Source organism: Stenotrophomonas sp. YJH_SMC_131, from assembly GCF_059367975.1.
Genome location: NZ_JCAFRJ010000001.1, coordinates 738,355 through 760,552 on the forward strand (window position 1 = coordinate 738,355; position 22,198 = coordinate 760,552).

Genomic DNA, 22,198 nt, shown 5'->3' on the forward strand with positions numbered 1-22,198 from the left:
CCGGCTCAGGCGTGCCCGTGTGATGCAAGGCAGCCGAGCGTAGGCTCGGCTCTACAGGAATCAGGCCACCGGCGGGACGTCGGGCACCTCGACCTGCTGCACCGGCAGGGTCACCATCATCACCGTCGGGTCGTCCGGGTCCAGCTTCGTCTTGAAGCCCAGGCTCTGGCACATCGCCAGCATGGTGCTGTTCTCGCGCAGCACCTGGCCTTCGACCACGTCCAGCCCCAGCCACTTGGCGTACTCGATCATGATCGCCATCAGCCGCCAGCCGATGCCGTGGCCCTTCAGGTCCGAGCGGATCAGGATGCCGTACTCGCCACGGTGGTAATCCGCATCGGCATGCAGGCGCACCGCGCCCAGCATCTCGCCGCTGCGCGGTTCGATCGCCACCAGCGCAATCGAGCGCGCGTAGTCGAGCTGGGTCAGGCGCGCGATGAACTCGTGGCTGAAGTGCTTCACCGACTGGAAGAAGCGCAGGCGCAGGTCCTCGTCGCTGACGCGGGCGAAGAACGCACGGAACAGCGCGTCGTCCTCCGGCCGCACCGGGCGCACGAAGGCGCGGCCGCCATCGGACAGTTCGATGGTGCGCTCCCACTCCTTCGGGTACGGGAACACCGAGAAACGTGGATGGCCGCGGCCCTTGTGCAGGATGCGCGACGGCGCCACCGCCACGCGGGCGTCGAGGGCGAGGATGCCCTTGCCGTCGACCAGCAACGGGTTGATGTCCAGCGTACGCACTTCGGGAATGTCGGCGGCCAGTTGTGCCAGCTTCACCAGCGCCAGCGCCAGTGCGCGCTCGTCAGCCGCCGGCACGTCACCGTAGGCCTTGAGGATGCGCGAGGCGCGGGTCTGGCCAATCAGCTCGTGGGCCAGGCGCAGGTCCAGCGGCGGCAGCGCCAGCGCCTTGTCGTTGATCACTTCGACGGCAGTGCCGCCGCGACCGACCACGATCACCGGGCCGAACGTCGCATCATCGGCGATGCCGACAATCAACTCGCGCGCCTTCGGACGCACGATGGTCGGCTGCACCAGCAGGCCGTCGATACGCGCATCCGGCCGCAGCTGGCGTGCGCGCGACAGGATCGCGTTGGCCGCGCTCTGCACCGCCGGCAGCGTGGACAGGTTCAGGCGCACACCATCCACTTCCGACTTGTGCGGAATATCCGGCGAGAGAATCTTCAGCGCGACCGTGGCACCGCGTTCCAGCAGGGGCTGCGCCAGGTCCATCGCCTCGTGCGCATCACGCGCATGCATCACCGGCGCGGAGGGAATGCCGTAGGCCTTGAGCAGTTCATGCGTAGCCAGCGGGTCCAGCCACTGCTGGCCGTTGGCCAGCGCGGCATCGACCAGTGCGCGCGCGGCGGCCGTGTCGACGCTGAAGTCCTGCGGCAGGCTGGGCGGCGTTTCCATCAACGCGTTCTGCGCTTCGCGGTAGCGCACCAGATGCTGGAAGCCACGTACGGCTTCGGCCTCGGTCGGATAGGTCGGCACCCGCGCCGCGTTGAGCGTGGCGGTGGCCTGGTCGTCGTTGCCCAGCCACACCGCGAACACCGGCTTGTCGCGGTGGTGGCGCGGGCGCAGGCCGAGCGTGCGGGTGAGTGCCTGCGCGGCGTCCGCCGATGAGGTGAACGCGGTCGGCACGTTGACCACCATCACCGCGTCATTCTCGTTGTCGGCCAGCAGCGCTTCGATGGCCGCGGCATAGCGGTCACCATCGGCGTCGACCACGATGTCGACCGGATTGCTGCGCGACCAGCCCTGTGGCAATACCGCATCGAGCTTCTGCACCGTGCTGTCGGACAGGGTGGCCAGCGTGCCACGCAGCGCGATCAGCTGGTCCACGGCAAGGCGGCCGACGCCGCCACCATTGCTGAGAATGGCCAGGCGGCGGCCAGGGAAGGTGCCCAGCCGCCCCAGTGATTCGGCGGCGGTGAACAGCTCGTCCAGCGCACCGACGCGCAGCAGCCCGGCGCGGTTGAAGGCCGCACCGTACACATCATCGGCGCGGGCCAGGGCCTGCACATGGGTATCGCGGCTGCCCGGCTGCACGCGCTCGGCGCGGCCGGACTTCACCACCACCACCGGCTTGGCGCGGGCGGCGGCGCGCGCGGCCGACATGAACTTGCGCGCGTCCTTGATCTGCTCGACGTAGAGCAGGATGGCGCGGGTACGGTAGTCGGTGGCGAAGTAGTCGAGCAGGTCGCCGAAGTCGACGTCCATCGTATCGCCCAGCGAGACCACGGCGGAGAACCCGACCGAGCGCGCCACGCCCCATTCCACCAGCGCGGCGGCAATGGCCGAGGATTCGGAGATCAGCGCGAGGTCGCCGGCCTGCGGAAAATGTGCGGCGATGCTGGCATTGAGCCGCGCGTGCGGCGCGATCACGCCCAGGCAATGCGGCCCGAGGATGCGCAGGCCATGCTTGCGCGCCACCGCCTCTACCTGTGCAGACAACGAACCGGGGCCTTCGCCCAGGTGCGCGGTGAGGATGATCGCCGCCTGCACGCCACGTTCGGCGGCAGTGCGCACCACCTGCGGCACGATCGCCGCTGGTGCGGTGATCACCACCAGGTCGGGCACCCAGTCCAGGTCCTTCAGCCGCTTGACCGTGCGGATGCCATCGATCTCGGCATGCCGCGGATTGATCCACGCCACCTTGCCGGGGAAGCCGGTGCCACGCAGGTTGCGCATCACCGCGCGCCCGGCCGAACGCTCGCGCGGGCTGCCGCCGATCACCGCGACCGACTGCGGACGGAACACGGACTGCAGGTGGTAGGTACTCATGCGCCTACGGTACCCAAATTCCGTGGCGATGGGGTCGGAGGCGGGGTCGGACCCCTTTTCGCAGGAAAGGGCTCCGACCCCCTGCTGCGGATATCCGGGGTCAGAGCCCTTCGCTGCGCGAAGGGATCCGACCCCGGCGTGCACGTTTTGTTACAGCAGCGTGCCGTGCAGGATCATCGCGGCGATGCTGAAGTAGATCACCAGGCCGGTCACATCCACCAGGGTGGCCACGAACGGGGCCGAGGCGCTGGCCGGGTCGAAGCCGAGCCGCTTCAGGATGAAGGGCAGCATCGAGCCGGACAGCGAACCGAAGGTGACGATGCCCACCAGCGCGGCGCCGATGGTGATCGCCAGCAGGATCCAGTGCTCGCCGTAGTCGTGCAGGCCGCCCAGCTGCCAGATCACGATGCGCACGATGGCCAGGCAGCCGAGGATGGCGCCCAGCACCATGCCGGTCGGCACTTCGCGCAGGGCCACCTTCCACCAGTCGCGCAGGCGCAGTTCGCGCAGTGCCAGGCTGCGGATCAGCAGCGAGGTGGCCTGCGAGCCCGAATTGCCACCCGAACTCATGATCAATGGGATGAACAGGGTCAGCACCACCGCGCGCGCCAGTTCGTCCTCGTAGTGCTGCATCGCGCTGGCCGTCAGCATCTCGCCCAGGAACAGCACGCTCAGCCAGCCGGCGCGCTTGCGCAGCATCTCGAAGAAGCCGATCTGCATGTACGGCTTGTCCAGCGCTTCCATGCCGCCGAACTTGTGCGCGTCCTCGGTGGATTCCTCGATCAGCGCATCGAGCACGTCGTCCACGGTGACGATGCCGAGCATCTGCTGCTGCGCGTCGACCACCGGAATCGCCAGCAGGTCGTGGCGGCGGATCAGCCGTGCCACCTCTTCCTGGTCCATCAGCGCATCCACTGTTACCGGCGGATTGACCTGGGCCACGTCCAGGATCGATTCCTCGGGCAGGCCGGTGATCAGCCGGCGCATGGTCACCACCTGCTGCAGCTGCTGGCTGGCCGGCTCCAGCACGTAGATCGCGTACACCGTCTCGCGGGTGCGCTCGACCTGGCGGATGTGCTGCAGGGTCTGCGCCACGGTCCAGCTGGCGGGCACCGCCACGTACTCGGTGGTCATCAGTGCGCCGGCGGTGTTCGGCGGGTAGCTGAGCAGCTTCTGGATGACTTGGCGGGCGTCGGTGCCCAGCAGCGGGATCAACCGCGCGCGCTCTTCCTCATCCAGCTCGTGGACGATGTCGGTGGCGCGGTCGTCGGCCATCAGGCCAAGCAGCGCCGCAGCCCGCGCGGGTGGCAGCGCGGCCACCAGCTCACCGCTGCGGTGCAGCTCCGGCGCTTCGAGCATCTTCACTGCACGCGGCAACGGCAGCGCAGCCAGCGTTTCCGCGGCGCGGGTCAGGTCCAGCGTGTTGAGGAATTCCACCGCGTCGGCGGTGTTGTAGTTCGCCAGCGGTGCGGCCAGTGCGGCGGCATCGGCCACCGGGCGCAGCAATTGCTTCTGGTTCATCGGTTTTGCCTTGTGGGGATGCGACCTCGCGCAACGCCAACGCAGGCAAACCGTCCCGGTGTCAGGCGGTGGCCATCGCTGGCGTCGAACGAGGTCGACTTCTACTGTCGCTGGACATGGGTTGGGGACTCCGGGATGCGTATGCCAACGGACGCGCCGCCAGCGGCGGGCAGTCTGGACCCGTGGGCCATGCAGGTCAACCTGGCCGCCCCGCGCTGGGCGCCCATCCGGTCGGTTGTTCTCGTGCATACACAGGCCGGCGCGCATAATGTCGTGGTGGCGCTCGCCACGCCCTCCCCCATCCGAACGGACGCACAGCGGGCTCCCCCGATGACCAGGTATTCCCATGCATAGCGGTGGTCTGGAACTGGCCTTGGTACTGCTGCTGGCGGCGGTCATCGCCGTGCCGGTGTTCAAGAAGTTCGGCTTCGGCGCGGTACTGGGCTACCTGGCGGCCGGCGTGGTGCTGGGCCCGGACGGGCTGGGCTTCGTGCAGGACGCCGACCGCATCCTCGGTGCCGCCGAGATCGGTGTGGTGATGCTGCTGTTCGTGATCGGCCTGGAGCTGTCACCGGCACGCCTGAAGGTGATGCGGCGCTCGGTGTTCGGCGCCGGCGCGGCGCAGGTGGCGTTGTCCGGGCTGGTGCTGGGCGGCCTGCTGCTGCTCGATCACTTCCAGTGGAAGAGCGCGCTGGTGGTCGGCGTGGCGCTGGCGCTGTCATCCACCGCGGTCGGCCTGCAGCTGCTGTCCGAGCACAAGGCGATCAACAGCGACCATGGCCGGCTCGGGTTCGCCATCCTGCTGTTCCAGGACCTGATCGCGATCCCGCTGCTGGCGGCCATCCCGCTGCTGGGCGGAGTGAAGAACGAGACCCTGCGCTGGGAAGATGCGGCCGTGGCGCTGGGTGCGCTGGCGGTGGTGATCCTGTGCGGACGACCGGTGCTGCGCAAGGTGTTCAGCATCATTGCGCGCACCCGCAGCCCGGAAGTATTCACTGCCACCGCCCTGCTGGTGGTGCTGGGCACCGCCTGGTTCATGCAGGAAGCCGGCCTCAGCCCCAGCCTCGGCGCGTTCCTGGCCGGCGTGCTGCTGTCCGATTCGGAGTTCCGGCATGAGCTGGAAGCGCAGATCGAACCATTCAAGGGGCTGCTGCTGGGCCTGTTCTTCATCGCAGTGGGCATGGGCATCGACCTGGACCGCATCGCCGCCGAGCCGTGGCTGATCGCCGCGGGTGTCGGCATCCTGCTGGTGGTCAAGTTCAGCCTGCTCTACGCGGTTGGACGTGTCGCCCGGCTCAGCTCGCGGCAATCGCTGCTGCTGGGCAGCGTGCTGTGGCTGGGCGGCGAGTTTGCCTTCGTGGTATTCAACGAGGCACAGCGCGCGCACCTGCTGGGCAACGCCAACCACGACCGGCTGGTGGCGATCGTCGGCCTGTCGATGGCGATCACGCCGCTGCTGATGATCGCGCTGCTCAAGCTGCTCGGCCAGGAAAAAGCCGCACCACGCGCGGCGGCCGAGGCCGACAAGGTGGCGCCGGACAACCGGCCCAAGGTGCTGATCGCCGGCATGGGGCGCTTCGGCCAGGTGATCGCGCGCCTGCTGACCGCGCAGAAGGTGCCGTTCGTGGCGCTGGAGGCGAACCCGGACACCGTTGCCGACCTGCGCCGCTTCGGCAACCAGCTGTACTACGGCGATCCGACCCGGCCGGAGATGCTGCGTGCGGCGGGGGGCGAGCACATCGATGTGTTCGTGATCACCGTGGATGACCCGGAGACCAACCTGCGCGCGGTACGCATGGTGCGCCGGCTGTACCCGGACGCGACGGTGCTGGCGCGTGCACGCAACCGCCAGCATGCGTGGCGCCTGATGGACATGTCGGCCGAGCCGTTCCGCGAAGTGTTCGGCACCAGCCTTGAGATGAGCGGACGCGTGCTGACCGCGCTGGGCGTGGCGCCGGACGTGGCCGAACGCCATGTGCAGCGCTTCCGCGAGCACGATGAGCAGCTGCTGCGCGACCAGTATCTGGTGTACGACGACGAGGCAGCGGTGATCCAGACCTCGCGCGACGCACGCAACGACCTGATGCATCTGTTCGAGGCCGACGCGGAAAGCGACGGCAAGTAGGCGTGCCGACCAACGGTCGGCACCCACCGGGGGCACGATCGGCACCCACCGGGGGCAGGGTTGGCACCGACCCGATCGATGGCGGACCCGGTAGTGCCGGCCGCTGGCCGGCAGCCTCGGTATCCCGGAGGTCTCAGCAGGTTGCCGGCCAGCGGCCGGCACTACCCACTGCGGATTCCGATCCCGGTGCTCAACCGTTGTCGCGCAGGAACCGCGCCATCGACGAAACGCCCGGCACGCGCGGTTCGAACTCGCCAGCGACGTCGATGAAGCCGCGCATCACCGCGATCTCGCGCGGGCTGCGGTTGAGGCTGTCGCGCACTTCCGGATCGGCACCGGCGCGCAACAGGCGCTGCACCAGCAGCGGCAGTCCATGCAGGGCGGCCAGATGCAGCGGGCCGAAGCCGCGCGGATCGCGCACGTCCAGGCTGACGTCCTCATCCAGCAGGCGCTCTACCGCCGCCATCACCACCTGCTCGTCGCAGGCGGTTCCCGGCTCGGCGCGTGCGCCCAGCAGCAGCAGCAGCGGCGTGACCGAACCGGCGGCGGCCTGGTCCGGCTCGGCGCCCGCCAACAGCAGGGTGTCGAGCAGGGCCAGCAGGCGCGAGCGGTCGCGGGCACTGAAACCGTACAGCGCGGCACAGTGCAGCGGGCCCAGCTGCTGCGCGTCACCGGCATGCACGTCGGCACCGGCAGTGAGCAGGCGCGCGACGATGTCCGGCAGGCCCAGCGCCGAGGCCAGCATCAGCACGGTCACCCCGCCCGGCAGGCGATGTTCCAGCTTGGCGCCGGCATCGAGCAGGGCCGAAACGATGTCGACCTGGCGCATGCTGACCGCCGCCGACAGCGGCGTCGCACCGCTTGCAGCGGCGTGCTGCGGATCGGCACCGCGCGCCAGCAGCAGGTCGGTCACGGCCAGGTGGCCACCACCGGCCGCACGCAGCAGCGCGGTGCAGCCCTGTGCGTCGACCGCGTCGACGGCAAATCCCAGATCGATCAGGCGGCGCACGGCGTCCACATCACCTGCCATCGCAGCGGCCGGCAGATCGGCCTCGCGCAGGGTACGGCGTGGCAGCGGCCACACCCGCCAGTCCAGCCAGTCGGCCAGGTCACGGCGACCGATCGACAGCGCCACGCCCAGTGGCGTCTGACCGTCGGCGGCACGTGCTTCCGGCGAGGCACCGTGCTGCACCAGCAGCTTCAGCGCGCCTTCGCGGGCCAGTGCGGTGGCCAGGTGCAGTGCGGTCATGCCATGGCTGTCGCGCGCCTCGCGATCGACACCGGCCTTGAGCAGGGCCTGCTGCAGGCGCAGCCAGCCCAGGCGTACCGCCAGCGACAGCGGTGGGTCACCGGCCGGCGAAGCGGCGAACGGATCGGCGCCACGCTCCAGCAGTTCCAGCGCCAGCTGTTCCAGGCCGCGGGCGGCCTGGTCGTGCTGTGCGCAGGCGGCCAGGAAGCGTGCCAGCCCACCGCGCCCGGCCGGCGACAGGCCGCGCTGCAGCATGACCTGCAGCGCCGGCACCGCGTCGATGCCGCGCGACAGCAGCGCGAACATCGGCGTATCGGCGCAGGCGTCGCGCACATAGGGATCGGCACCGTGGGCTAGCAGCCAATCGACCGCGCGCGGCTCCAGGGCCAGCTCCGGATCGAGCAGCAGGCCGCCCAGTTCTTCCGGCTGGCACAGCCTGGCCAGCGCGGCCATGCCATCGGTGTTGCCGAAGCCCAGCGCTTCGCGCAGCAGGGTCAGCGGCGGACGGTCCGGCAACAGGCCGCTGGCGCTGGCCGCTTCACCGCGCTCGGCCAGGCCATCACTGACGGCTGCCGGCAGCGGATAGGACGGGTCCAGCAGGGCCACGATCGCCCAGCGGCCCGCTTCGGCCGCATAGTCCACCGCGCGGCGGCCAACCGGGTCGGTGGCGTCGGCGGCGATGCCCAGTTCCACCAGGCGCTTGATCAGCAGCGGCGAGACATCCTCGGCCATCACTGCCAGCTGCACCGCATTGCGGCCTTCGCCGTCCACCGCGACCAGGTCCGGCTTGTGCGGCAGCAGGTGCTCGACCACGGCGGCACGGCCGGCACGGGCGGCTTCCAGCCACGGCGTGCGGCCCAGTGCATCGCGCGCTTCCAGGTTGGCGCCGGCGCCCAGCAGCACGCCGATGATCTCCACGTGGCCGGCCAGCGCTGCCTCGTGCAGCGCGCTGCGGCGCTGGCGATCACGCGCGTCGGCGCGTGCCTTGTGCTTGAGCAGCAGCTGCACGCCGGCCGGATCGTCGTCCTCGGTGGCGGCGGCGGCCAGCAGTACCGGGGTGCCGTCGGCCGGTTCGCTGCGTGCACCGCGCTCGAGCAGGAAGCGGGCCAGGCGCCAGTTGCCGACCTGGCAGGCCACCGCCAGCGGCGACCAGCCCTCGCGGTTCAGCGCATCGACTTCGGCAGCGGCATCGCGCAGCAGCGCGGCAACGCCCGGGTCGGAACTGCGTGCGGCATGGTGCAGCGGGGTGTTGCCATCGCTGTCGGTGGCACGCGAATCGGCACCGTTGGCGAGCAGGGTCATCACCGCTTCGGGGCGGCCATGCCAGCTGTCACGGGTGGCGGCCAGCAGCGGGGTCATGCCCCGGTGCGGCGCGTTCACATCAACGCCGCGGGCAATCAGCTCGCGCAGCAGGCGCAGGTCCGGCAGCACCGCCGCCAGCACCGCCAGGCTGCGCTGGTCACGCCAGGTCGGGTCCGGCAGCGCATACGGATCAGCACCGGCCTGCAGCAGCTGCAGGCCGCGGTCGACGCGGCCCTGGCGCGCGGCCTCATACAGGGCCGGTGTCAGTTCCTGCGGCGCCATCGCCTCCAGCGGCGCGGTTTCGGCCGCAGCGGGGAACATCGGTTCCTGTTCGCTGCTGGCAGCGGCGAACGGGCTGGGGCGCAGCGGCACCAGCGGCGCGGGCGCGACCCGCTGCAGCAGCAGGTGCAGCGCCGGCGACAGCAGCACGACCGCCAGTGCGGCGGGCCAGCGTGCGACGTCCGGCAACAGGCCCGGCCAGGCCGGCAGCACCACCAGTGCGGCCAAGGCGATCACCAGCGCCGCCACGCCAAGACCACGCCAGGCGGTCAGGTCGCGGCCGGCCAGCGCCTGCCAGTGCTGGGCCAGGCTGCCATCCAGGCGTTCGACATCGTTCCACAGCGGCCAGGTGCGCCAGGCCGCCAGCAGGCCGGCACTGACCAGCACGCTCAGGCCCAGCACCGCCGCCAGGCTGCCGCTGTCACGCAGGGCCGCCAGCGGCCAGGCCAGCAGCAGCGCCAGCAGCAATGGCGCGGCAGCCCACAGCGCCAGCAGTGCGGGCAGGTCCTGGCGTGCGACCACCTTCAGCGGCAGCAGCGCACGGCTGCGACGCCACCACGACACGCCCAGCGCGAACGCCGGCTGCGCCAGTGCGGCAAGGATGGCACCCGGCACACCGCCCACCGCAGCGCCCAACGCCAGCATGGCACCCACGGCGAAGGCGATCGACAGGGCACGCGGACGGGAGGTGTCAGTCATAGTGTCGCGGCATCAGGCTGGCCACCGACGGCGGTACCTGCAGGTAGAACCCGCGTTCGCTCATTTCGCTGCGGACCTTTTCAGGATCGGCCTGGGCCAGGCGGCGCTGGACATCCAGGGCCACCTCCAGGACGAAGGTGAGCGTCCCCAGCGAGGTGAGCAGCGGCGCGGGCAGCGCGCTGAAATCATCGCGTCGGGGAACGTAGACGTAGGTGTCCGGCTTGAGTTGGCTTTTATAGACGTAGGCGTGCATGTCCGCGGGACGATAACCCGGGAAGAGCCATGATTGTGTCGGAAAGCCGACACCGGGGAAAGCCGTCAGCCGACGATGGCGGCGCGATCGGCGGCGTTTCCCTTGCGAGGTTCAGCAATGTGGCGGCGACGTTCAGCCAACGACGCCGCCACGCGGGCGCTTACTTGACCTTGGCGTAGGTGCCCTTCAGCGCGACACCGGCGAGGATGGTGCCGGCGTAGCACTCGTAATTGGTGCTGCTCTTGAACTCGTTCTTCTTGTAGTAGCTGACGATGTCGACCACGGCGTTGGCGCCGCGCGACCTGGCGCCGTCCTGCAGCGCGCGCAGCGCCGACAGCGCGACCCAGCGGCAGGCCTCGGCATCGCTCTTGTTGGCGGCGTTGGTCTTCTTGTTGGTCACGTCTTCACCCAGGCGCTGCTGCACGCTGACCGGCTGGCCGGCCAGGTAGAAGCGCACGCTGCCGTCGATGCCGGCGTCCTTGGCAGCCTGCGAGCTGACCAGCTCCTGCAGGGACTGCTCGACGCGGGTATCGCGGGCAGAGGCGGTGGAGGTCAGGGCCAGCAGCGCGGTGGCAGTGGCGATCATGAGAGTGCGGCGCATCGAAACTTCTCCTTGTCAGGGGTGCGGGTGGATGGCGGAAACAGTGCGGTGGGGCGGTGGATCACTCGCTCCAGCGGCGGAACACCAGTGAGGTGTTGATGCCGCCGAAGGCGAAGTTGTTGCTCATCACGTACTCGGCCTGCAGTTCGCGGCCCTGCCCGGTGATGAAGTCGAGCTGGCCACAGCGCGGGTCGACCTCGGCCAGGTTCAGGGTCGGCGCGAACCAGCCGGCGCGCATCATCTGGATGCTCAGCCAGGCCTCGAACGCGCCACAGGCACCCAGCATGTGGCCGACATAGCTCTTCAGCGAGCTGATCGGCACGCGGTTGCCGAACACCTGCGCGGTCGCCTGGGTTTCGGCGATGTCACCGTGGTCGGTGGCGGTGCCGTGGGCGTTGACGTAGTCGATCTGCGCCGCGTCCAGGCCGGCATCCTCCAGCGCCAGGCGCATGGCCTGGGCCATGGTGTCGGCGCTGGGCTGGGTGACGTGCTGGCCATCGCTGTTGGTGCCGTAGCCGACCACCTCGGCAAGGATGGTGGCGCCGCGCGCCTGCGCGTGCTCCAGGTCTTCCAGGATCAGCGTGCAGGCGCCCTCGCCCAGCACCAGGCCATCACGGCCGGCATCGAACGGGCGCGGGGTGGTCTGCGGCGCATCGTTGCGCACGCTGGTGGCGAACAGGGTGTCGAACACCGCCGCTGCGGTGGCATCGAGCTGCTCGGCACCGCCGGCCACCATCACCGTCTGCTTGCCACTGCGGATCGCTTCATAGGCCGCACCCACGCCCTGGCTGCCGGAGGTGCAGGCACTGGAGGTGGTGTACACGCGCCCGGACAGGCCGAAGAACACGCCGATGTTGACCGGCGCGGTGTGGCTCATCATCTTCAGGTAGGTGGTGGCACTGATGCCATCGGTGGTGAACTCGTTGAGCATGCGCCCGAATTCACCGGTGGCCTCGTGGCTGCCCGAGGACGAGCCGTAGGCCACGCCGGTACGGCCGCTGCGCAGCACCGGATGCTCGTGCAGGCCGGCTTCACGCAGTGCCACCTCAGTGGCGCGCACCGACATGATCGCGACCTTGCCCATCGAGCGGGTGGTCTTGCGGTTGTAGTTCGGCGGCAGCTCGAAATCCTGTGCCGGCGCGGCCAGCTTGGTGTTCAGCCCGGCATAGACATCCCACTCGGGCATCGCACGCACCGCATTGCGGCAGCTGCGCAGGTGTGCCTCGATGGTCGGCCAGTCGTGGCCGAGCGGACTGATGGCGGCGGCACCGGTGACCACCACGCGACGATCGGCGGCCATCAGATCATGCCTCCGTTCACCGAGATCACCTGGCGGGTGATGTAGCCGGCCGGCTCGGACAGCAGGAACGCCACCGTGGCCGCCACTTCGTCGGGACGACCGACGCGGCCGGCGGGAATCAGCTTGAGCGCGTGTTCAACCACTTCATCGTTGAGCATTTCGGTCTCGATCAGGCCCGGGGCCACGCAGTTGACGGTGATCTGGCGGCTGGCCAGTTCCAGCGCCAGGGCCTTGGTGGCACCGATGATGCCGGCCTTGGCGGCGCTGTAATTGACCTGCCCGCGGTTGCCGGCCAGTCCGGACACCGACGACAGGGTGATGATGCGGCCAGGCTTGCGCCGGCGCACCATCGGCATGATCAGCGGATGCAGTACGTTGTAGAAACCGTCCAGGTTGGTGTGGATGACCTGGTCCCAATCCTCCGCTGACAGTGCCGGGAAGGCACCATCACGGGCGATGCCGGCGTTGCAGACCACGCCGTAGTACGCGCCGTGCGCTTCGACATCGGCCTCCAGCACAGCGCGTGCGGCCTCGCGATCAGCCACGTCGAACATCAGTACGCGGGCCTGCTGGCCCAACGCGTGGATCTCGGCCATCACGGCCTGTGCCTCATCCAGGCGGCTGCGGCAATGCACCACCACGTCGAAGCCGTCACGCGCGATGCGCAGCGCGATGGCCCGGCCGATGCCCCGGCTGGCGCCGGTCACCAGCACGCTTCGATTCCCTGTCATGCCTGTCCACTCTCCAGATAGGCCATCGCATCGGCCGGTTCGAACACCGACACGTTGGCTGTCGCCCATTCGTCCTCGCCTGCCAGGATGCGGCAGGCGAACATCCCCAATCCATTGTCACCCAACAGCTCGCAGCGCGCCTGTACGCGCAGCCGCGATCCGCTGGGAAAGCTGCTGCGCGGGCTGCTGTAGCGGCGGCTGCCAAGCAGGAAGCCCAACTGCGGCGGCTTGCCCGCCGCACGCGCACGGCAACCGGCCCAGGCCGCGATGGCCTGCGCCATGTATTCGATGCCGACCCACGCCGGCACCTGGCCCTCCTCGACGAACAGGCCCGCGTCGGGCACCACCAGTTCGGCCTCGATGGTGTCCTGGTCCCAGTGCGTGATGCGCTCCAGCAGGCACATGTCCTGGCGGTGCGGCACCACCTCTTCGATCGCGTACAGCGTGTTCATCGACGCTCCAGCGCCAGCACGGCATTGCTGCCGCCGAAGGCGAACGAATTGCTCAGCACCCGCCGCGGTGCCTGTGCCAGGCGGGTGGCCGGTGCGACCAGCGGCAGTGCCGGCAGCGCGGGGTCTGCCACGCCGTCCCACCAGTGCGGTGGCAGCTGCTGCTGCGGGTTCCCGGCCAGCACGATCCAGCACAGTGCAGCTTCGATCGCGCCTGAAGCACCCAGCGTATGGCCGGTCAGCGGCTTGGTCGAACTGGCCGGCACCTGGTTGCCCAGCACCTGCGACACCGCCAGGCTTTCCATCGCATCGTTGTGGCCGGTGGCGGTGCCATGCAGGTTCACGTAGTCCACTTCATCGGCCGCCCAGCCGGCGCGCTGCAGCGCCTGCTGCAGGGCATCGATGGCACCCAGGCCCTGCGGATCGGGGGCGGACATATGGTGCGCGTCGGCCGATTCGCCCCAGCCGGCCAGGCATACCGGGCCGGGTTCGCGGGTGAGCAGGAACAGCGCGGCACCCTCGCCGATGTTGATGCCGGCACGGTGCTGCGAGAATGGATTGCAGCGCAGGGCCGACACCGATTCCAGCGCGCTGAAGCCGGCCACGGTGAAGCGGCACAGCGAGTCCGCGCCACCTGCGATCACGGCGTCGACGATACCGGCCCGCAGCATGCGTGCCGCCGACATCAGTGCCTTGGCACTGGACGAGCAGGCGGTGGACAGGGTCCACGCCGGCCCCTGAGCGCCGCTGCGCTGGCGCACGAACTGCGCGGCAGTACCCATTTCCTGCTGGGCGTAATCGAACCCGGGCGGCCATTGGCCCTGTTCGGCATGGGTGCGCAGGGCCTGCTCGGATTCACCGATGCCCGAGGTACTGGTGCCCAGCACGACCGCCACGCGTTCGGCGCCGTGGCGGGCGATCGCGGCGGCCACCGCCGGTGCGATCTGCGCCAGTGCCACGTCCAGCAGGGCGTTGTTGCGCCCGCGCAGGGCGGCCGGCAGTTCTTCCAGCGTCGGCAGCGGTGTACGCACCTGCCCCAGCGCCAGGGTGTGCCCCGGCAGCAGGGTATCGTTGTCGCTGAGCCCGCCCGGCACGCCGGCGAACATCGCCGAAGCCACCACGTCGCGGCCATCGCCGAGCGCGCAGACCACGCCCAGATCGTTCAGATAGATCGGTGCACTCATCGATCCGGCCCGGCCATGTCGATCGATTCGATGCGCAGCGCATAGCCTTCGGCGCGGTTGTCCAGCTGCACGCTGCCATCGTCCAGGCGCTGCAGCTGCAGCCACACCGTGCCGTCGCGCGACAGGCTGCGCTGATGGCCATCGTCACGGACCTGCCAGCCGGCTGGCAGCGCGGCCGCGATGGCTGCGGTCGGCCACAGCGCGAACTGCAGGTCATCCAGCACGCGCTCGGCGCGCACCTGCGGCGGCAGCCACGGCGCGCGCTGCTGGGTCAGCTGCTGGCCGTCCCACTGCAGGCGCACGCCGGTCTGGCCCATCGCCTGCACCGCCAGCTGCACCTGCTGCGCATCGGCTTCCAGCAGTGCATCCAGGTCGCGCTCATGCGTGCCGAACCGGAAATGCAACTGCTGCTGCAACGCCAGCGGCGCCGGCAGGCTGGCCGGCGACAGGCGCAGCGGCGGCAGTTCCACCAACGGCTTCGGCATGCGGCCGGCGCAGGCCACCAGCAGCAGGCTCAGCAGCAGTGCTGTCGCAGGGGCGATCAGGCGCCGCACAGCTGCTCCAGCACGCGCATGCGGCGGCCACTGTCATCGGCCACGTACGGGTTGTTGGTGTCCCAGGCGTAACCGGCCAGGATGGAGCTGATCATGTCGCGCACTTCGGGCTGCTGCTGCGGGTGGTAGATGATCTTCTGGAAACCGCCTTCGTACCAGCTTTCGACAAAGCGGCGGAAGGTCTTCACGCCCGCCCGCAGCGGGACCGAGAACTCCGCTTCCCAGTCCACGGCTTCGCCGGCATAGCGGCGCGCCAGGCATGCACTGGCCAGCTGCGCGGACTTGAAGGCGATGGTCACGCCGGACGAGAACACCGGGTCGAGGAACTCGCCGGCATTGCCCAGCAGGGCATAGCCCGGCCCCCACAACGAACTGACATTGGCCGAGTAGCCGGTGATGCGGCGCACCGGCAGCACCGCCCATTCGGCATTGGCCAGCAGCCGGGTCAGGTTCGGGTCCTCGCCGACGATGGCCTGCAGTTTCTGCAGGTCGTCGCCCTCGTAGCGCTCGAAGAACGACGGTTCGGCGACCACGCCCAGCGAGCAGCAGCCGTTGGAGAACGGGATTGTCCAGTACCAGACGTCGACGTGCTCGGGATGGGTGGTGATCAGGATCTTGTTGCGGTCGAAGTCCGCTTCGGCCGGAATGTTGTCGCGCACGTGGCAGAAGATCGCCCCGCGCACCGGGAAGTTGGACGGGGATTCCAGCTGCAGCAGGCGCGGCAGCAGGCGTGCGAAGCCCGAGGCGTCGAGGATGAAATCGGCCTCGATGCGGTACTCGCTGCCGTCCGGGCGGCGCACCGTCACCGCCGGCTGCTCGCCGGCTTCGACCGACAGCACTTCATCACCGAAACGCAGCGTGGCCCCCATGCGCTCGGCACCGCGCGCCAGCACGTTGTCGAAGTCGGCGCGCTGCACCTGGTAGGTGGTGCCCCAGCCCGGCGAGAACTTCTTCCTGAAGTCGAATGCGGTACGCGCTTCGCCGTGCACGAAGGCCGCGCCGTTCTTGTGCTGGAAGCCGGCTTCGACCACGTCCTGCAGCAGGCCGGCGGCCTCGATGTACTCCATGCTCTGCGGCAGCAGGCTTTCGCCGATGGAGAAGCGCGGGAACTGCTGGCGCTCCAGCATCAGCACCTGGCGGCCCTGCTGGCGCAGCATCGCCGCAGCCACGGAGCCGGCCGGGCCGGCACCGATGATCAGGATTTCAGTACGTTCGACAGCATCCACAGCAGTATTCATCGGTGCGTCCTTGTTGCTCGATCAAGTGGAAAGAAGGAAGTCGGAAGCAGGCTCAGGCCCGCGGCAGATCATGCGGCGGCGGCCGGAACAGCGGCGAGATCAGCCAGACCAGGCCGATGCCGAACAGCAGGGTCAGGCCGAACGCGCGCAGCGCCGGGGTCTGCGACAGTCCCAGCAGGCCGAACGACAGCCAGGTGCTGGCCGCGCCCACGCACACCGCCAGCCAGGCACTGGCATCGCCGCGGTGCTCGATCAGGAAGATGCCGTAGTCGATGCCCATGCCCAGCAGCAGCATCAGTGCCAGCACGTTGAACAGCTGCAGTGGCTGGCCGAACAGGCCCAGCAGGCCCAGGGTCAACGCACCGGCAATCAGGGTCGGCGCGAACACGCGCCAGGCCTGGCGGCGGTAGCGCAGCCACAGCGCGCCGAACACCAGCACGATGCCGACCAGCAGCAGCCCCCCCATCAGCTTGCGGTAGTGGCCCAGCAGCTGCGAGAAGTCGGCGGTGCGGTCCACCCAGCGCACGCCGGGCAGGCCTTCGGCCGCCCCGCGCAGGGTCGCCAGCGCATCGGCGCGCGACAGGTCATCGACCATCACCACGCTGATCATCTGCCCACCGACCTCACCCACCCACAGGTGGCGGAACGGCTGCGAGGCCGGCGAGGCCAGGAACGCCTCCGCGGTCAGCGGCGTGGTGGCGAAGTCGGGGCGCGGCAGGGGTTCTCCGACCGCATCGGACACGGCCTGCAGCACGCCCGGTTCCACCTTCGCGGTCAGCGCCGCATCGGCCTGCTGGCGTGCCGGCGACGGCAGCCAGTCACTGATCGCGCGGTAACCGCCGATGCGCTTGTCGTTGGCCAGTACACGCAGGCGTTCGGTCAGTGCTTCTTCGCGCTGCAGCAGCTGTGCAGCGTCACTGCCCTGCACCAGATAGAACTGCGCCGGGCTGGGCATGCCCAGCAGCTGGCTCAGGCGGATCTGCTGGGCCATCAGTGCCGGCGGTGAGGACTGCAGGCTGCGCAGGTCGTCATTGCTGTGCAGGCGGGCGATGCCGATGGCAGACAGCGCCAGCGTGATCACCACGAACACCGTCACCGGCCGGCGGCCATGCAACCGCGGGAAGCGCTCCAGCGTGTTGCCCAGCCACTGCGAGAAACGGGTCTGGCGGATCTCGCCGCCATCCAGCCACGGGAACCAGAAGATCACCGTGAGGAAGGCGGCGGCCAGACCGACCACCGAGAACAGCGCCATCTGGCGCAGGCCCGGGAACGGGGCCAGGCCCAGGGCCAGGTAGGCCAGCGCGCTGGTCAGCAAGGCCAGCCACAGGCCCGGCAACAGGTGCCGCAGCAGCTTCCAGCGGCGACCGGCCGGCTCGGCCTGGCGCGAGGCAAACCAGTGGATGCCGTAATCCTCGGCCACGCCCACCAGCGACGCACCGAACACCAGGGTGAGCACGTGCACCTTGCCGAACACCAGCACGGTCACCGCCAGCGCCACGCCACAACCGATCAGCAACGACGCGGCGACCAGCAGGATCGGCCGCAGCGAACGGAACGCCAGCCACACCAGCAGCAGCACCGCGGCCAGCGAGCCCCAGCCGATCGTGTTGATCTCCTGGTTGGCCTGCACCGCGGCCGCCTCGGCGTGCAGCGGCACGCCGGCATGCAGGATTTCCAGCTCCGGCGCTGCCGCCCTGGCAGCCCGCCCGGCACGTTCCAGCAGGCCGTCGAGATGACGCTCACCGTCGAGCTGGAACGCCGAACCCGGTGTATCGAACTGCAGCACGGCCCAGTGCCTGCCCTCGGCTTCGAGCAGGCCGTCATCGCCCAGCCGCAACCCCGAACCCTGCGCCTGCTGCTGCCACCATTGCGGCCACAACGACAACGGGTCTTGCCGCCAGTCGGTCAGGCGCGGAGCGCCCATCGGGCCGTACAGCGCGGCCAACGCCTGCTCGGCCAACGCGCCCGGTTCGCTGCCCTGCAGCTGCTCGCGCTGGGCCGGCGTCAGCAGGCGGTCGCGGTACGGCGCGTAGAACGCGCGCGCCTCATCGAACCAGCCTTCGATCGAACCACTGGGCACCAGCAGGGCTCGGTCAGTGTCCTTGGCCATGGCCGCGGCAAAGGCCGCCTGCGCACGCTTGGCGGCGGCGCCGTCCCTGCTGCCCAGCAGCACCACCACCTGCCGCGAGCTGCCGTCGGCGATGCGCCGGGTGACGTCGCTCAACAGGCGGTCATGCGCATCCTGCGGCAGCAGCGCGAGGATGTCGGTGTCGATCCGCGATTGCTGGCTCCACAGGTGCCACTGCTGCGCGCCCAGTACCAGCAGCAGCAACAGCCAGGCGATGCCCAGCCAGTGCCACCAGCGCCGCAGCCGCTCCGGTGCGTTCGATGCGACGGCCTCACTCAAAGCGGCGTGCCTCGTCGGCGGTGAGGGTGGCCGGCGCCTCGCTCAATGCACTGAACTGGATCTGCGTGCGGTCCTTGTTGGCCTCGACGATCTCGACCTGGCGCACGTAGCGGTCACCCTGCAGGGTCAGCGACTGGAACGCCTTGGCCAGCATCGCCGACTTCGGCGTCAGCCGCAGCCGCCAGCCCTGCCCTTCACGGCTGGCCGCCACGTTGAACTGGCTGGACAGCGCCTGCACGTCGCCACTCATCAGCGCGAACATGATCGCGTTCACCGAACGCATCGCCGGCTGCTGCCGTGCATCGAGCTCGACACGGGTGCTGCCATCGCGCTGGCGGCTCAGGATGCGGTCGGCGGTGACCACCACTTCGGAAGGGAACGGCTTGAGCGTGGTCCAGATCACGCCGTGCCGGCGCGCGACCACGAACTGGCCCTGCGAGCGCAGCGGGTTCCTGAAGCCGCTGACCTGCTTTTCCTGGCTGAACTGGCCACGCAGCACGTCCGGCCGCGCCACCGCCTGGGTGATCGCATCGATGGCGGGGTCGGCCGCCTGCACCTGCGGTGCGGCAACGAAGATCAGCGCGCACAGCAGCACGCTCGAAAGACGGACAAGGGGGTTCACGGCGCAGGCACTCCCAGGCGTTCCCACAGTACCGGCGGGCACTGGTACAGCATTTCCTTGCTGGCCGCGTCCACCGCGACCTGGATGGTCATCGCGCGGGTCAGCACCTGGCCGCTCTGCGCATCGAGGATTTCATAGTCGATCTTCAGCCGGTTCTCCCATTCCACGATGCGCGCGACCACGCGCAGCGCCTGGTTGAACAGCAGCGGCCGCACGTACTTCACCCGCGCATCGACCACCGGCCACAGGTAGCCCGATTCGAGCATCTGCGGGTAGTCGTAGTCGTAGCGCCCGAGCAGCGCGCAGCGCGCGATCTCGAAGTACTTGAAATAGTTGCCATGCCAGACCACGTTCATCGGATCGCAGTCATGGAAGGCAGGGGTCAACGCAATTTCGCCAACCCGTTCGATGGCCTCATTCACCGGCATACAGCTCCCAACGTTGCGCGCGGATCTCCACCAGCAGTTCCCGCAGTTCGCGATCCAGCGCGCGGTCTTCCTCGACCAGGGCGATGCGCTGCCCCAGGTCGGCGTACATGTCGGCCAGACTGCCATGCAGCTGCGCGTTCAGGCCAACCCGTTCGCGCAGCGCCAGGCCCTGGCGGGCGGCGATCAGCATCGCGGCCACCACCTGTTCAGTCAGCTCGATCACGCGCAGGCAGTCGCGCGCGGCGATGGTGCCCATGCTGACCTTGTCCTGGTTGTGGCACTCGGTGGAACGCGAGAACACGCTGGCCGGCATGGTCTGCTTCAGCGCTTCGGCAGTCCAGGCCGACACGCTGATCTGCAGCGCCTTCAGGCCATGGTTGATGGCCGCGCGCGGGCCGGTGGCCGCCGACAGGTTGGCCGGCAGGCCATGGTTGTAGCGGGCATCCACCACCAGCGCCAGCTGCCGGTCGAGCAGGTCGGCAACGTTGGCCACGGTGTTTTTCAGGGTGTCCATCGCCAGTGCGATGTGGCCGCCGTAGAAGTGGCCGCCATGCAGGATGCGCTCGCCGTCGGCGTCGATCAGCGGGTTGTCGTTGGCACTGTTCAGTTCGGTTTCGATCAGCTGGCGCAGGAACGGCAGGCTGTCTTCCAGCACGCCGATGACGTGCGGCGCGCAGCGCAGCGAATAGCGGTCCTGCAGGCGCTGTTCGTTGCGCGGCGGGCGTTCGCTGTGCAGGTCGCTGCGCAGGCGCGCAGCGATGCGGCCCTGGCCCGGGTGCGGCTTGGCGGCGAACAGGGTTTCGTCGAAGTGGTGCGCGTTGCCGTCGCTGGCCAGCACGTTGAACGCGGTCAGGCGCGTGGCCATGCGCGCCAGGTAATCGGCGCGCTGCCAGGCCAGGCAGGCCAGGCCGGTCATCACCGCGGTGCCGTTCATGATCGCCAGGCCTTCCTTCGGCCGCAGCTTCAGCGGGGTCATGCCGATCTTCGCCAGCACTTCGGCCGCCGGCTGCACGCGGCCGTCATGCAGCACCTCGCGCTCGCCGCACAGCACCGCCGCCACGTACGACAGCGGGGTCAGGTCGCCGCTGGCACCGACCGAGCCTTCGGCCGGGATCATCGGCAGCACGTCGTGCTGCAGCAGCGTGGCCAGGCCTTCCAGCAGCGGCACGCTGACGCCGGACATGCCGCGCACCAGCGACGCCAGGCGCGCGGCCAGCACCGCGCGGGTCTCGACCGGGTCCAGGTAACGGCCCAGGCCGCAGCCGTGGTAGGTGTACAGGTGGTGCGGCAGTTCCGCCACCAGCGCCGGCGGGATGTTCACCGTGCACGAGTCGCCGTAGCCGGTGGTCACGCCGTAGATCACGCCGTCCTCGCGCAGCAGGCGGTCGAGGAAGTCGGCACCGCGCTGGATGTGCGCGCGGAACGCCGGCGCGTCGCTCAGTGCGGCCTCGCACTGGCGCTGGGCCAGGGCAACCACGTCTTCGATGGTCAACGGTGCGTCGCCAAAGCGGCACACGGGTACGGCGTCAGTCGTCATGCGGAGCCTGATCCCAGAAGGGGAAGAAATTGAACCAGTCCAACGGGGACTGGATGACCTGGAGTTCCAGCCAGCGCGCGAAGCGCTGTGCCTGTTCGGCCAGCGCGGCGTCGCGCGAGCCACGCGGCAGCACGATGCGTTCGGCGAACTGTTCGAATGCCACCCGATAGCCGTCGCCCTCGTGCAGGCAGGCCATGGTGTAGACCGGGCAGCCCAGCGCCGCGGCGAGCACATAGGCGCCGATCGGGAACGGCGCGCGGTGGCCCAGGAAATCGGCAGTGACGCTGCGGCCACCCTGTACCGGCGTGCGGTCGCCGACGATGGCAACGAAGCCCCCCGCCGCCACGCGCTCGGCCAGCATCACCGCGGTGGCCGGCCCCATTTCGGTCACCTGCACCAGTTCCACCGCCGCCAGCGGGTCCAGCCGCTGCAGCAGGCGGTTGAAGCGCTGCGCATGCGCGGTGTGCACCAGCACGGTGATGCGGAACCCCGGCACCTGTTCGGCCAGCACCTGGCACAGCTCCAGGCAGCCGATGTGCGCGGTGAGGATCAGCCCGCCCTCGCGGCGCGCGATCTTCTGCAGCACCAGGTCACGATGCAGGTGGATGCGCTCGGCCGGGTAGCGCCCGCCCAGGCCGAGGATCTTGTCCAGCATCGTATCGGCGAAGGCGAAGAAGTGGCGCAGGCTGTCACGCCGTGTCGGCGCGCGGCCGAGCACGCCGCTGTGCGCCTGCAGCCGCTGCAGGTACTGCATCGAAGCCTGGCGCCCTATACGGTTGCCCAGCCAATGGCAGGCCACCACCGGCCACACGCACAGGCGGAACGGCCAGCGCCCGAACCAGCGGTGCACCCAGCACAGGAACAGCACGCCGGCCACCGACGTCGATTCGCCGATGTCGGCCCAGTGCGGGGCACCCTGCGCGGCCGCCATC

Annotated in this window: 17 protein-coding genes; 1 reads left to right on the forward strand and 16 read right to left on the reverse strand. The window is 69.5% G+C overall.

Annotation, left to right across the window (positions count from 1 at the left end):
• Window positions 1–60 precede the first annotated feature (60 nt).
• Together AC5P56_RS03395 and mgtE are read right to left on the reverse strand one after the other, a co-directional pair.
• The gene (locus tag AC5P56_RS03395; protein ID WP_169411210.1) at window positions 61–2,787 is read right to left on the reverse strand and encodes a bifunctional acetate--CoA ligase family protein/GNAT family N-acetyltransferase; all 2,727 of its coding nucleotides are present in this window, start codon (window positions 2,785–2,787) and stop codon (window positions 61–63) included.
• Window positions 2,788–2,937: 150 nt separating this feature from the next.
• Window positions 2,938–4,308, reverse strand: a complete 1,371-nt coding sequence (gene mgtE, locus AC5P56_RS03400; RefSeq protein WP_014648829.1) for a magnesium transporter — start codon at window positions 4,306–4,308, stop codon at window positions 2,938–2,940.
• Window positions 4,309–4,654: 346 nt separating this feature from the next.
• Here mgtE and AC5P56_RS03405 point away from each other — a divergent pair, with 346 nt between their 5' ends.
• On the forward strand, window positions 4,655–6,433 hold the full coding sequence (locus AC5P56_RS03405) for a monovalent cation:proton antiporter-2 (CPA2) family protein (RefSeq protein WP_014648831.1): 1,779 nt from the start codon (window positions 4,655–4,657) through the stop codon (window positions 6,431–6,433).
• Window positions 6,434–6,623: 190 nt separating this feature from the next.
• Here AC5P56_RS03405 and AC5P56_RS03410 read toward each other — a convergent pair whose 3' ends face one another.
• The 14 genes from AC5P56_RS03410 to AC5P56_RS03475 form a co-directional block, all read right to left on the reverse strand.
• The gene (locus tag AC5P56_RS03410) at window positions 6,624–9,962 is read right to left on the reverse strand and encodes an ankyrin repeat domain-containing protein (RefSeq protein WP_288495440.1); all 3,339 of its coding nucleotides are present in this window, start codon (window positions 9,960–9,962) and stop codon (window positions 6,624–6,626) included.
• Window positions 9,955–10,215 carry a YcgL domain-containing protein gene (locus tag AC5P56_RS03415; protein ID WP_049404015.1) on the reverse strand — a complete coding sequence of 87 codons (261 nt, stop codon included), beginning with the start codon at window positions 10,213–10,215 and terminating at the stop codon, window positions 9,955–9,957. The genes AC5P56_RS03410 and AC5P56_RS03415 overlap by 8 nt, the downstream gene beginning before the upstream one ends.
• A 160-nt stretch (window positions 10,216–10,375) precedes the next feature.
• A complete protein-coding gene (locus AC5P56_RS03420) occupies window positions 10,376–10,816 on the reverse strand; it encodes a hypothetical protein (RefSeq protein WP_032960605.1) in 441 nt (146 codons plus the stop codon).
• A 61-nt stretch (window positions 10,817–10,877) separates the two neighbouring features.
• Complete coding sequence (locus AC5P56_RS03425) at window positions 10,878–12,116, reverse strand: beta-ketoacyl-ACP synthase (protein ID WP_014648835.1); 1,239 nt, start codon at window positions 12,114–12,116, stop codon at window positions 10,878–10,880.
• Window positions 12,116–12,847: a 3-ketoacyl-ACP reductase FabG2 gene (locus AC5P56_RS03430; RefSeq protein ID WP_032960607.1), complete on the reverse strand. Its 732-nt coding sequence runs from the start codon at window positions 12,845–12,847 to the stop codon at window positions 12,116–12,118. The genes AC5P56_RS03425 and AC5P56_RS03430 overlap by 1 nt, the downstream gene beginning before the upstream one ends.
• A complete protein-coding gene (locus AC5P56_RS03435) occupies window positions 12,844–13,299 on the reverse strand; it encodes a hotdog family protein (protein ID WP_032960608.1) in 456 nt (151 codons plus the stop codon). Before AC5P56_RS03435 ends, AC5P56_RS03430 begins: the two co-directional genes overlap by 4 nt.
• Window positions 13,296–14,480 (reverse strand): beta-ketoacyl-[acyl-carrier-protein] synthase family protein, encoded by a 1,185-nt coding sequence (locus tag AC5P56_RS03440; RefSeq protein ID WP_288495445.1) that lies wholly within the window; start codon window positions 14,478–14,480, stop codon window positions 13,296–13,298. Before AC5P56_RS03440 ends, AC5P56_RS03435 begins: the two co-directional genes overlap by 4 nt.
• Window positions 14,477–15,034 (reverse strand): DUF3261 domain-containing protein, encoded by a 558-nt coding sequence (locus tag AC5P56_RS03445; protein WP_134809430.1) that lies wholly within the window; start codon window positions 15,032–15,034, stop codon window positions 14,477–14,479. The genes AC5P56_RS03440 and AC5P56_RS03445 overlap by 4 nt, the downstream gene beginning before the upstream one ends.
• Complete coding sequence (locus tag AC5P56_RS03450) at window positions 15,022–16,272, reverse strand: NAD(P)/FAD-dependent oxidoreductase (RefSeq protein ID WP_014648840.1); 1,251 nt, start codon at window positions 16,270–16,272, stop codon at window positions 15,022–15,024. Before AC5P56_RS03450 ends, AC5P56_RS03445 begins: the two co-directional genes overlap by 13 nt.
• A gap of 52 nt (window positions 16,273–16,324) precedes the next feature.
• Window positions 16,325–18,679, reverse strand: a complete 2,355-nt coding sequence (locus AC5P56_RS03455) for an MMPL family transporter (protein WP_126411509.1) — start codon at window positions 18,677–18,679, stop codon at window positions 16,325–16,327.
• Window positions 18,672–19,301 carry a LolA family protein gene (locus tag AC5P56_RS03460; RefSeq protein ID WP_046433189.1) on the reverse strand — a complete coding sequence of 210 codons (630 nt, stop codon included), beginning with the start codon at window positions 19,299–19,301 and terminating at the stop codon, window positions 18,672–18,674. The genes AC5P56_RS03455 and AC5P56_RS03460 overlap by 8 nt, the downstream gene beginning before the upstream one ends.
• The gene (locus tag AC5P56_RS03465; RefSeq protein WP_134809429.1) at window positions 19,298–19,729 is read right to left on the reverse strand and encodes an acyl-CoA thioesterase; all 432 of its coding nucleotides are present in this window, start codon (window positions 19,727–19,729) and stop codon (window positions 19,298–19,300) included. Before AC5P56_RS03465 ends, AC5P56_RS03460 begins: the two co-directional genes overlap by 4 nt.
• Window positions 19,716–21,266, reverse strand: coding sequence for an HAL/PAL/TAL family ammonia-lyase (locus AC5P56_RS03470; RefSeq protein ID WP_032960620.1), 1,551 nt, complete (start codon window positions 21,264–21,266; stop codon window positions 19,716–19,718). Before AC5P56_RS03470 ends, AC5P56_RS03465 begins: the two co-directional genes overlap by 14 nt.
• Window positions 21,256–22,197 (reverse strand): lysophospholipid acyltransferase family protein, encoded by a 942-nt coding sequence (locus AC5P56_RS03475; RefSeq protein ID WP_014648845.1) that lies wholly within the window; start codon window positions 22,195–22,197, stop codon window positions 21,256–21,258. Before AC5P56_RS03475 ends, AC5P56_RS03470 begins: the two co-directional genes overlap by 11 nt.
• Window position 22,198: the final 1 nt, after the last annotated feature.

Coding starts and splice junctions, on each gene's coding strand:
- AC5P56_RS03465 (WP_134809429.1), bottom strand. CDS start 19,729: ATGCCGGTGAATGAGGCCATCGAACGGGTTGGCGAAATTGCGTTGACC.
- AC5P56_RS03440 (WP_288495445.1), bottom strand. CDS start 14,480: ATGAGTGCACCGATCTATCTGAACGATCTGGGCGTGGTCTGCGCGCTC.
- AC5P56_RS03395 (WP_169411210.1), bottom strand. CDS start 2,787: ATGAGTACCTACCACCTGCAGTCCGTGTTCCGTCCGCAGTCGGTCGCG.
- AC5P56_RS03420 (WP_032960605.1), bottom strand. CDS start 10,816: ATGCGCCGCACTCTCATGATCGCCACTGCCACCGCGCTGCTGGCCCTG.
- AC5P56_RS03450 (WP_014648840.1), bottom strand. CDS start 16,272: ATGAATACTGCTGTGGATGCTGTCGAACGTACTGAAATCCTGATCATC.
- AC5P56_RS03410 (WP_288495440.1), bottom strand. CDS start 9,962: ATGACTGACACCTCCCGTCCGCGTGCCCTGTCGATCGCCTTCGCCGTG.
- AC5P56_RS03405 (WP_014648831.1), top strand. CDS start 4,655: ATGCATAGCGGTGGTCTGGAACTGGCCTTGGTACTGCTGCTGGCGGCG.
- mgtE (WP_014648829.1), bottom strand. CDS start 4,308: ATGAACCAGAAGCAATTGCTGCGCCCGGTGGCCGATGCCGCCGCACTG.
- AC5P56_RS03415 (WP_049404015.1), bottom strand. CDS start 10,215: ATGCACGCCTACGTCTATAAAAGCCAACTCAAGCCGGACACCTACGTC.
- AC5P56_RS03475 (WP_014648845.1), bottom strand. CDS start 22,197: ATGGCGGCCGCGCAGGGTGCCCCGCACTGGGCCGACATCGGCGAATCG.
- AC5P56_RS03470 (WP_032960620.1), bottom strand. CDS start 21,266: ATGACGACTGACGCCGTACCCGTGTGCCGCTTTGGCGACGCACCGTTG.
- AC5P56_RS03430 (WP_032960607.1), bottom strand. CDS start 12,847: ATGACAGGGAATCGAAGCGTGCTGGTGACCGGCGCCAGCCGGGGCATC.
- AC5P56_RS03435 (WP_032960608.1), bottom strand. CDS start 13,299: ATGAACACGCTGTACGCGATCGAAGAGGTGGTGCCGCACCGCCAGGAC.
- AC5P56_RS03425 (WP_014648835.1), bottom strand. CDS start 12,116: ATGGCCGCCGATCGTCGCGTGGTGGTCACCGGTGCCGCCGCCATCAGT.